Raw genomic sequence first — 10,402 nt, 5'->3', positions numbered from 1 at the left:
TAAAGTTTACCTATAGCCCAATAACCATCAATATCATTATTTCGACTATTGAATGAACCGATAATACCGCTAGCGATACTGCCTAACTCCTTTCGACGAGCCATAATTCTCCAGCGACTTATAACAGTTTATTAGAACGAATATTTACGCCTTTTACGTAAATTCACTTTCTATGTTTTAATACTTATCTTTTTATCATATTTGTTAAATCACTGCTAGATATGATTTTTTTAAAGGTTATATTTTTGTAGTGTATGAAAAGAGGAAAAATTCCTAGATTTGGCCAAAGAAAGTAAAAAAACAAGAGCTGTATATAAGGACAGTACTTCTTTCTATGTAAATCTGTGAAAAAGCTATTAATATCGCTTCCAAAATTAATGTAATTAAAAACCTTGATACTTTGTCTACTACAGTGCCTTAACGTTTATTTTTTACAATGAAATAAACGTACCAACATCTAAAACGAAAAATATACCATCACATCATCAAGCCGCTTACTTGAATCGTTACCCATTATGGGCAAACTGTCTACGTTAAATAGCATGCAGAAATACAGCAAAAATCAATATGCCCTTAACTAATCCAATTCAGATAACCTACACTATTTTTTAAATTCCAGTTGGTATTTTATCAACTGTCAGAGTAATTGAATCACAGACCTTTTGAATAACTTAAAAGCCGTACATCGCACGTTCCTTTTCTTCTCTCTCTTTGTTTGGATCTTCTATACACTCAACAGATTCGATAATAGCAAGATAGTCCACAGATAATGCTGTTTCTTTTGCGCCAACAATAACGTGATTTAGATACCAAGAAAATGGTTTTAATGAAGGGTCTATCCTAATTGCACAATATATTAATGCTTCGAAGACTTCCCCCAAGTCATTTTGTACAGAAACAAGTTTTTCATTGTAGCCAGCCCCTAAGCTTTCAGCCTTATCTAAAATAGGTTTTTCATTTTCGTTTATCTCAAAGAGAGCGCCTATTACTGCGTCCTCACTATTTTTTGTCTCAAACGAATCACATTTACCAGAGCCATCTTTACCACTCATATTAAAACGTAACTGGTGGTTTTTAAGCGTTACTTTACCAATTTTTTGGGCACTTGGTACCCTTTGTTGAAGTCTTAAAAGTGACATGTTAGAACCATAGGCAAAATACTTCATTGAAACTCCTTTGCTGTTAGCTCTTCATTAAGAGATCTTTAATGGTTAGCTATAATGTGAAAAAAGTGGAAACCTAACCAACTGTTCTTTTTATTGATTTATGTGTTGTTTATTTGATGAAAGCCTCTGACCGTTAAATAGGCGTATACATTATTTATTTATTGTTATTATTTTTGGTCGGTAAAGGAAACCCAAAATCCCCCCAAAAAGATTTTTATAGATGCCTTCAATTTCTTCTTTGCTAATACTCCCACCTTGTATGAGCATTTCAAGTCGCTCTCCTGGCTCTTTTACAATATAACCTGATGAACTAAAACCATTCGTTAAATAAAAAGACTTTCGCTTTATTCTTTGTGAGTAATTTTCTTGTTGTGCATCAATTTCTTCAATATTTAATACCACTCTGTATTGTGGATACATCTCTTTCAGTGCGTGTAATACCTTACTACCATAACCAGATGAACGTTGAAATTCTGCTATTGCAAAAAAATGAACAAAAACGGTATCTTTATATTGGGTAAGGTAGATTAGGCCAATCCAGTTATCATTTTCATAAAGAATACTAAAACCATCCTTACCTTTTCGCAGCATTAAGCGAAGGAGCCATGAGGGTAAACGCCGAACTGTCGTGAAAGCTTCTTTATAAAGTTCAATCACATTTAAATAGTTAATGTCATGTTTCGAAAGAGGGCTAAATTTTATACTCATGTGTATTACTCATAACCTATAGGCTATTTATTAGCGGTCAGTATTTCTCTTACAATAGGGTTGTCGTGCATAATAATTGTATCAATATAAGCAGTATATCAAAGCGCTTTTATTTATTATAAATAATGTACTTTAAAATAGGCCCTACTTTTATGCTCACCGTTATCTATTTTTAACGAAACAATGGCTAACACATTAGCAAAACCACAAAAAGGTAACGCGTAACCTTTACTCTATTGATTTATATAAAGATATATTTTCGTCTCACAAGATTGTTTATCTCTACATTTTCTATGAAAGAAAAGAATTGCAGACCTTTGGGCATAACAAACGCATGACCCATATCACTAAATAATTTTATCTTGCTAAATTTATTCGTAAATCCCCTAACTCCATGATGAAGAGTTAGGGCTAATACTTGGCTAAATCATTTTGGCTTACTTTGCGTTAATTGCTGCACTCATTGATTGCTCAGCAACGTGTTCTAACCAGTTCAAATCAACGTTTTGGTGTGCTTCACAAATAAACCAAGGTTCACGAGAATCTGGCTCTAACATAACGCCATTATCGATTAAGTTAAGTGCAAATTGTGTATAGAGATCGCTGTTGGTTTTTTTCCAATCTCGGTAATTTTGTGGTACTTCGCTACCAAAATGCACACCAAACATTGCATCTGGACCTGCAAAACAGTGCTCAACACCAAATTTTGTAAAAACCCGAGAAAGTAATACTTGGATTTTTTGTCCAACATTGGCAATAGTTTCTAACGCATTGGTTTCTTTAAGGAGTGTTAAAGTGGCTTTAGCCGCGCTGAGTGCAACCATGTTTGCGGTATAGGTACCGCCATGCGTTACACCATCTTTAGCAAAAGATATAGTATCCATTACATTAGCTCGTCCACCAAATGCAGCAACAGGATAACCGTTGCCCATGGCTTTTGCATACGTGGTTAAATCAGCATAGATACCGTATAGCGCTTGTGCGCCCCCTTTAGCAACACGAAAACCAGTCTTAACTTCGTCCATGATTAACAATGAACCATTAGCATTACACACGTCACGCAATTTTTGCATATAGGCTTGCGTTGAAGCAATTGAACCACAGTTCCCCATAATCGGCTCAATCAAAATAGCCGCAATATCTTTACCATGCTCGGCAAAAACAACGTCAATCGCATCAAAATCGTTTAATGGCACACTGACTTGATGTTCACGGGTGCTTTGTGGAATACCTCCACCAAAAGGGATTATCTCAGGAGCTTCTTCAGCGCTAGCATCCCAGTTGTCTACGTCTGACTTCCACATCACTTCATCATGTAAACCATGAAAACCACCTTCAACCACTACTATCTTATTACGTTTAGTAAATCCACGGGCTGTACGCACGGCCCCAATGACCGCTTCGGTACCTGAATTAGCAAAGCGCATTTTATCAATGTTGGGACAAAGCGATTTAACGAGCTCAACCACATCTGAATCAAGCCCTGTAGAAAAGCCTGAAATCGCTCCCACCGTACTAATAGCGTCAATAACTGCATTATCCACACGTTCATCACGATAACCAAGAATAATGGGCCCATAGGCTAAACGAAAATCAACAAATGTTTGCTCGTCACAGTCAGTAATGGTGCAGCCTTTCATCGAACTTAAAAAGACAGTGTTTTCTTCACCCCAGTAACGGTAGCTGTCTGCCACGCCTAATGGCATATTATCGTGAGCTCTTTTGAGCATTGCGTTACTTTGAGGTTTTTGTGGTTTAGTCATGATCGCTCTTTATCTTACTGAATGTTTTTAACATTAATTAACGTAAATTTAATGGCGCTAATAATACAGGGATCGCGTGATTGCAGGAAGTACAAAAATCTTTTAATTCATCGTTTTTTAGTGGGTTTAACACGTGTTTTTTATTATCTTCAACTTTTTCGATAAGCAACAATGAAAAAAGCCTCTGTGCAAAAACACAGAGGCTTAGAAATCACTAATCGTATTCAAAACCAGGCAATCTAAATAAGACTATCTGCGATGAATAACAACGTGCACTCTTTACGCTTATAAACTGAACGTATGAGAAACCGATAACACAACACGTGTATCAGCCGAATTGATGTTCATATTAGTATCTTCAAGTGCAAGATCAAAATCAAAATCATTCCAGCTAGTCATGTACTCAACACGATAATGGTTGTAAGCATCGTTACCAACTTCACCCCAAAACCATTTATTTTCGTCTGCTGACGTTGAGCGATCAAAACTTACTTTGACACTATGACCTGGAGCAACTTCTACCGTATGAGCAACCATAGCGATATAATGGTTAACATCAAGACCAAAATAGTCCCAGCTATACCAAAAGTTTAATTCACTATTACCCATAGCGCTACTGTAACCAAACTTTGCATAAGCTTCAGGATAGTTATAAGTATCTGAAGCTGAATCTCCGTGGTAAGTATAATAAGCAATACCCGCATCTAAACCAATTTTTTCATTTAACTGAAAATATTGACCCACATAAGTATCCCATTCTATATTGGTGTCTTCGCCACTACCAAAATCAACATTCGACGCCCAAGTACCCACATAAAAACCACTATCAGCGGCATAATCCAAACTTGCTTGAAGAGCTGGATCGTTACCTGTTTGGCTAACACCATTAAAGGTATAGTCAGAAGTTAAATTAATGGTTGAAGAAACATCGGCTAATGCGGCACTAGACAATGTTAATAGACAGCTTGTTGCTATAGCAATAATACTTTTATTCATTTATTTTTCTCATTTTATTAAGTCTTTTAATACAAAGTTGTCGATGCTATTCGACTAATTCAATTTTAGTAAAATCAATTTCATTTTCTTTTGGTGAACACTCAATCTCGCGAACCGTTGTAAACTTGCTGAACAAGATATAACCAAAACAAGTAAAGAAGAGCCCGATAACGACTGCGCCAACCCACTGGATTTGCAAGAAATCTAATTTAAATAACAGGGTCAGTAAGCTAAGCGCAATTAAGTTACCCAAAAAGTACTTAACTCTTCCTAGTCGAGCAACACTCAAATTCAGGTTGTCGGTATAGAGACGGATCAGTGAGTCTAGTGAGTTAATAACAAAAGTTATGCCCACAAATGCCATGGCTATATTATAAAAGCCAGCAGTCTCTAGCCCATTTGCACTGTAGTAATACAGTACTGAGAACCATATAGCGATTGGAATAGAAGGGAAAATCAACATCGCTGCTAATACTTGATAGGTACGAAGACCACCAACAAAGCGAGAGGTAAATTGTCCAATCATAATACTCCAAGCAAACCACCAATAAAGATAAAATTCATGATAATCATTAAGCGGTAAGAAAAATTCGTCAATATTACCAAAGTAACCACCAATCATTGATATGGTATTAGCAAATTCACCGATACTAGAGGTTTCTGAAAGGAAAGCACCACCCCACATAAGGGCGATTAACGCCAGAAATAACCAAGTAGTCGCTAAACTTAATATTTTTACATAACGAATATTAGTACTTGAATATACAGCAGCGGCAATCACTAAAAATACAATCAAATAGAAGCTACTAATAATGGATTCGCCATCGCCTAGTTCCGGCATATACCAGGGTAAATTGGTTAATAACAAATAGGCAGTAAAAGCACAGGTGCCTATAATAACAACGTTATTAACTATTTTAACCAGTGGAATTTCAAAAAAGCGTACACGTGGTTCAATAACACAGAAGTAGAAACAGGTTAGAAAATAAAATCCCCAAATAAGAAATGCCCAATAGCCAAACTCAATAGCCAACGGGTTTGTAAATCCATATTCAGGACTGGCCGCTAAATCAGCATATCCAGCAAATTCTGTTAGCGGAAACATGATCAAACCAACATCAAGGCCCGATGTAAACAAAATAGCAATAAAGGTAAATGTCTTAACCGGTGTTACACCGACACAGCGAATATTGCCCCACCGATACAGCACAAAAGCTATGGCGGTGAAGGTAAATAAGAGTCCAGCTGATAACCATGTAGTCATAGTAGTCTCCTGGGTAAGGTTTTAATTAATATAAACAAGTAGTACTCCTCTTTGAGTTTAAAAAAGCACTCGGTAACACCTTATTTAGGCTTCAAATTCCAATTATCGCCACCATGAAACGTATCTTGATGGCGATAATTAACATCTAACCGAGTACTCGCGATCAACGTTTGTTAATTTTTAGATTTGGTTTTGTTAGTTTAGTGCAGATCAATTCTGCACTAGGCTAACAGGGGCATTTGATGGCGGTAATACTTCACGACCACGAATAATATCAGCAGCACGTTCAGCGACCATGATAGTCGGTGCATTAAGGTTACCATTAGGTATCGTTGGAAATATAGACGAGTCAACAACTCGTAATCCTTCAATACCATGTACACGGGTTTGTGGGTCTACTACGGCAAGTTCATCTGTACCCATTTTACATGAACATGAAGGATGATAAGCACTTTCAACAAATTGGCGTACAAAGGCATCAATTTCTTCATCGCTTTGTATGTCAATACCCGGTTGAATTTCTTCACCTCGATAGGTATCTAATGCCTTTTGATTAATAATGTCTCGCGTTAGACGAACACAAGCTCGAAAACCTTCACGGTCTTCCTCGTGCTCAAGATAATTAAAACGTATTTGCGGATGTGCTTTAGGATCAGCAGAAACTGCTTTAACAAATCCACGGCTTTTTGGCTTATTATGACCAACATGCACTTGAAAACCATGACCTGCAAAGGCCTCTTTGCCATCATAACGCATTGCTGCGGGTAAAAAGTGATACTGTATATCAGGCCATTCCGCTGTGGGCTTAGATCGAATAAAACCACAAGATTCAAAATGATTAGTCGAACCTAATCCTTTTTTGGTTAAGATCCAACGAACGCCTATCAACAGTTTGCTCCACCAATCTAACTTGCCATTTAGCGTGATCGGTTGCTTACATTTAAATTGAAAGTAAAATTCAAGATGATCCTGTAAATTCTGGCCAACACCGGGTAAATCGTGGTTAACCTCGATCCCCGCATCTTCTAGGGTCGCTTTGGGGCCAATACCTGATAATTGAAGGATATGTGGAGAGCCAATAGGACCTGCAGACAAAATAACGTCTTTGTCAGCAACAACATCAAAGACATCGCCATTACGTTCATAGCGAACACCTACCGCTTTTTTGCCTTCAAGTAAGATTTTATGAACCAAAGCATGGGTGATCACGGTTAAGTTTGCTCGTGCCATTGCAGGGCGTAAATAGGCATTAGCGGTTGAACTGCGGACACCTTTTTTTACTGTCATGTGCATTGGGCCAAAGCCTTCTTGCTGAGTACCATTATAGTCTTGAGTTGCACGATAACCAGCCTCAACACCTGCATCAACAAACGCCTGATACAGTGGGTTTTTCATCTCGTTGCCATTGTTAACGCCAAGTGGTCCATGCTTACCGCGATATTCATCACCGGCAAAGGCCCAAGTTTCAGCTTTTTTGAAATAAGGTAAACAATGTGCGTAATCCCAGTGCTGTGCACCTTCTTGTTGCCATTCATCAAAATCTCTTGCGTGACCACGAACATAGACCATGCCATTAATAGAAGACGACCCTCCTAACACTTTTCCGCGAGGACAATGCATACGACGCCCATCAAGATTAGGCTCAGGCTCTGTTTCAAATTGCCAAGCGTATTTTTTAGTATTCATTGGAATAGATAATGCGGTTGGCATTTGAATAAAAATACTTTTATCGCTGCCACCTGTTTCAAGTAACAAAACTTGGTTGTTACTGTCTTCACTTAGGCGGTTAGCTAATACGCAACCTGCAGAACCAGCACCTACAATAATGTAATCATATTTTTTGCTTTTCATATTTACACTCAACTCTACTACTTTGGTTGCCAAAACATCTGCTCTGACAACTATTTAAGAACTTAGGAAGGGGTAATTTAATATTTATTTCTTGTTAAAAAGGGCTTTCTAATGGCTGTAAACCAACATAAACCGCTTTTATCTGGGTGTAATAATTGAGTGTCACTAGTCCATTCTCGCGACCCACTCCAGATTGCTTGTAGCCACCAACCGGCATTTGGGCAGGTGATGCGCCAAAACTGTTTATCCAACAGATTCCAGCTTCCATTTGATGTGTTACTCGATGAGCGCGAGTAATATCTTGCGTGAATACCCCTGCGGCTAGGCCAAAGTCAGTTGAGTTTGCGCGTTGGATCACTTCGTCTTCATCATCAAATGTTAATACAGACATCACTGGACCAAAAATTTCTTCGCGGCAAATAGTCATTTCATCTGTACAATCAGAAAATATAGTCGGGGCAATAAAATAACCGTCTGGCGCATTTCCTGGCTGAAGTGCATTACCGCCATGAAGCAATGTTGCCCCTTCGCTGACACCAATTTTGATATATTTCATTACCAAATTAAAATGCTTTAACGAAATAAGTGCACCAAAGTTAGTTTCTGGCACCATAGGATCACCAGCAATAATATTTTGACGGGTGCGTTTAAGTAACTTTTCAATAAAGGTTGGATATACCGATTTTTGGACAAATACCCGCGTACCATTGGTACAAACTTCACCTTGAGTATAAAAATTACCTAACATCGCCGCTGAAACAGCATTGTCGATATCTGCATCATCAAAAATAATCAGTGGTGATTTGCCGCCAAGCTCCATCGTTACATCTTTAAGTGTTGTTGCCGCTCCAGCCATTACTTTTTTACCTGTACCGACTTCACCGGTAAAAGAAACTTTTGCAATATCTGTATGATGGGTTAACCACGCACCGACCTCACCTGCCCCCTGAACAACATTAAAGACACCGTCAGGAATACCTGCTTCGGTGAATATTTCTGCTAATTTTAAGGCACCCAAAGGGGTTTCTTCTGAAGGTTTAAAAATCATGGCATTGCCACAGGCAAGTGCGGGTGCAGCTTTCCAGCAGGCTATCTGCAGTGGATAGTTCCAAGCACCAATACCTGCACAAATGCCTAATGGCTCGCGACGAGTATAATAAAAGTCACCGTCTACTGACTGTTGGTTACCTTCAATGCCTGGCGCTAACCCTGCAAAAAATTCAATTGAATCTGCACCTGACGCCACATCAACCACTGAGGCTTCTTGCCATGGTTTACCGGTATCAAATACTTCTATTTTTGCCAGTTCATCATTACGTTCGCGTAATAATGCTACCGCTTTAAGTAAAATGCGGCTACGCTCTGTAGCGCTCATCGCTGACCACGTTGCAAAGCCACGTTGGGCACTTGCTATTGCTTGCTGCTTAATTTTTTCATCAGCGACTTCTACCTGATAAATAACCTTTCCTGTTGCGGGGTTAATTACATCAAATTTTTCGCCGCTGGTATTTGCCATGTAGGCACCATCGATAAAGTTTTTATAACATACTAATGACAAGTTAAATCTCCGTACTGCTTGAGCAGATCGTCTATAAATTTTTTACATAATTGTTCGGCCTGCTTGAACTCTTCTTCGGGCCTCGGGCTTAATGCACTACGTAACCAAAAACCATCAATCATCGCTGCCGTCTGTTTAGACGCAATAATAGCTACATCATCAGCGAGCAACTGACGAAACGAAAAAAGTAGGTTGCTATGTAACCTTCTGCTATTAATATTTTGTAGTCTCGCCAATCCGGGTTCATGCATTGACTGAGCCCAGAAGCTAAGCCATGTTTTGGTTGCAGGTTTAGAACGTTGCAATTGGGTAAAATTAGCTTCTATGATCATTTTAAGTCGCACGACTGGCTCAAGACTTTTACAGCAGACCCGCTCTAGTAGTGCTAACTTTAATTGTTCTAACAAATGTTTGACTGTTGCTTCAACCAGTTGATTTTTTCCACCAAAGTAATGACTAATAATGCCCGACGATAAACCTGCGATCTTACTGATCGTTATTATCGTGGTCTTTTGCAAACCAAATTGTGCGACAGATTCTAGCGTAGCATCTATCAATTGCTGTTTTCTTAAGGGCTTCATTCCAACTTTAGGCACTGACTTCTCTAATTTTATTTTTAATTGAACGTTCAATTAATTATAATTCTAATGGTTTTTAATGAAAATATCAAGTTATGAATATTTACGCCAACTCAATAACGCGCTTTAAAAGCAATAAAAATCAGAAAAAAAACGGTATTTAAAGCACTCGATATATTTACACTAGAACAGTAAAGCTTAGTACACGAACTATATTTATGACATTTATTCTTTAAAAGGATGAGAAACAATAATGACTGTTGTTAACGTATTATGAGCAGGATTAGCAAAGGGTAATGTACCGTCGCTAGCCCATATAAAAGAGTATTAATTAGGAAGAACCTGGAAAATCACATCTACTCTTTTGTTATTAATGATTATAATAAGCTGCTACTAAAGAGATGAGCTGGGTAGATAAATGCTTTTATCGACTACAACCACTCATTGAATCGTGTTTAATTGGTGAATAGTTTTGTTTAACAATACCCGTAGATAGAAATGTTACACTTCAGACGTTA

Annotated in this window: 8 protein-coding genes; all 8 read right to left on the bottom strand. The window is 38.1% G+C overall.

What is annotated here, in order from left to right; genetic code table 11:
• Positions 1-671: 671 nt before the first annotated feature.
• Positions 672-1,166, bottom strand: coding sequence for a gamma-glutamylcyclotransferase family protein (locus tag H4J39_RS16420; RefSeq protein WP_182229435.1), 495 nt, complete (start codon positions 1,164-1,166; stop codon positions 672-674).
• Positions 1,167-1,316: 150 nt separating this feature from the next.
• On the bottom strand, positions 1,317-1,874 hold the full coding sequence (locus H4J39_RS16415; protein ID WP_182229434.1) for a GNAT family N-acetyltransferase: 558 nt from the start codon (positions 1,872-1,874) through the stop codon (positions 1,317-1,319).
• Between the two features lie 437 nt (positions 1,875-2,311).
• Positions 2,312-3,637, bottom strand: a complete 1,326-nt coding sequence (locus tag H4J39_RS16410) for an aspartate aminotransferase family protein (protein WP_182229433.1) — start codon at positions 3,635-3,637, stop codon at positions 2,312-2,314.
• A gap of 285 nt (positions 3,638-3,922) precedes the next feature.
• Positions 3,923-4,633, bottom strand: a complete 711-nt coding sequence (locus H4J39_RS16405) for a TorF family putative porin (protein WP_182229432.1) — start codon at positions 4,631-4,633, stop codon at positions 3,923-3,925.
• 46 nt (positions 4,634-4,679) lie between these two features.
• Positions 4,680-5,897, bottom strand: a complete 1,218-nt coding sequence (locus tag H4J39_RS16400; RefSeq protein ID WP_182229431.1) for a BCCT family transporter — start codon at positions 5,895-5,897, stop codon at positions 4,680-4,682.
• Positions 5,898-6,107: 210 nt separating this feature from the next.
• Complete coding sequence (betA, locus tag H4J39_RS16395; protein WP_182229430.1) at positions 6,108-7,748, bottom strand: choline dehydrogenase; 1,641 nt, start codon at positions 7,746-7,748, stop codon at positions 6,108-6,110.
• A 94-nt stretch (positions 7,749-7,842) separates the two neighbouring features.
• Positions 7,843-9,306 carry a betaine-aldehyde dehydrogenase gene (betB, locus tag H4J39_RS16390; RefSeq protein ID WP_182229429.1) on the bottom strand — a complete coding sequence of 488 codons (1,464 nt, stop codon included), beginning with the start codon at positions 9,304-9,306 and terminating at the stop codon, positions 7,843-7,845.
• Positions 9,297-9,902, bottom strand: coding sequence for a transcriptional regulator BetI (gene betI / locus H4J39_RS16385; protein ID WP_182229440.1), 606 nt, complete (start codon positions 9,900-9,902; stop codon positions 9,297-9,299). The genes betB and betI overlap by 10 nt, the downstream gene beginning before the upstream one ends.
• Positions 9,903-10,402: the final 500 nt, after the last annotated feature.

The organism is Colwellia sp. Bg11-12, assembly GCF_014076955.1.
Classification (GTDB): Bacteria; Pseudomonadota; Gammaproteobacteria; order Enterobacterales; family Alteromonadaceae; genus Colwellia_A.
The sequence above is the reverse complement of the archived record's forward strand: the minus strand, read 5'-3'. Positions and strand labels throughout refer to the sequence as shown.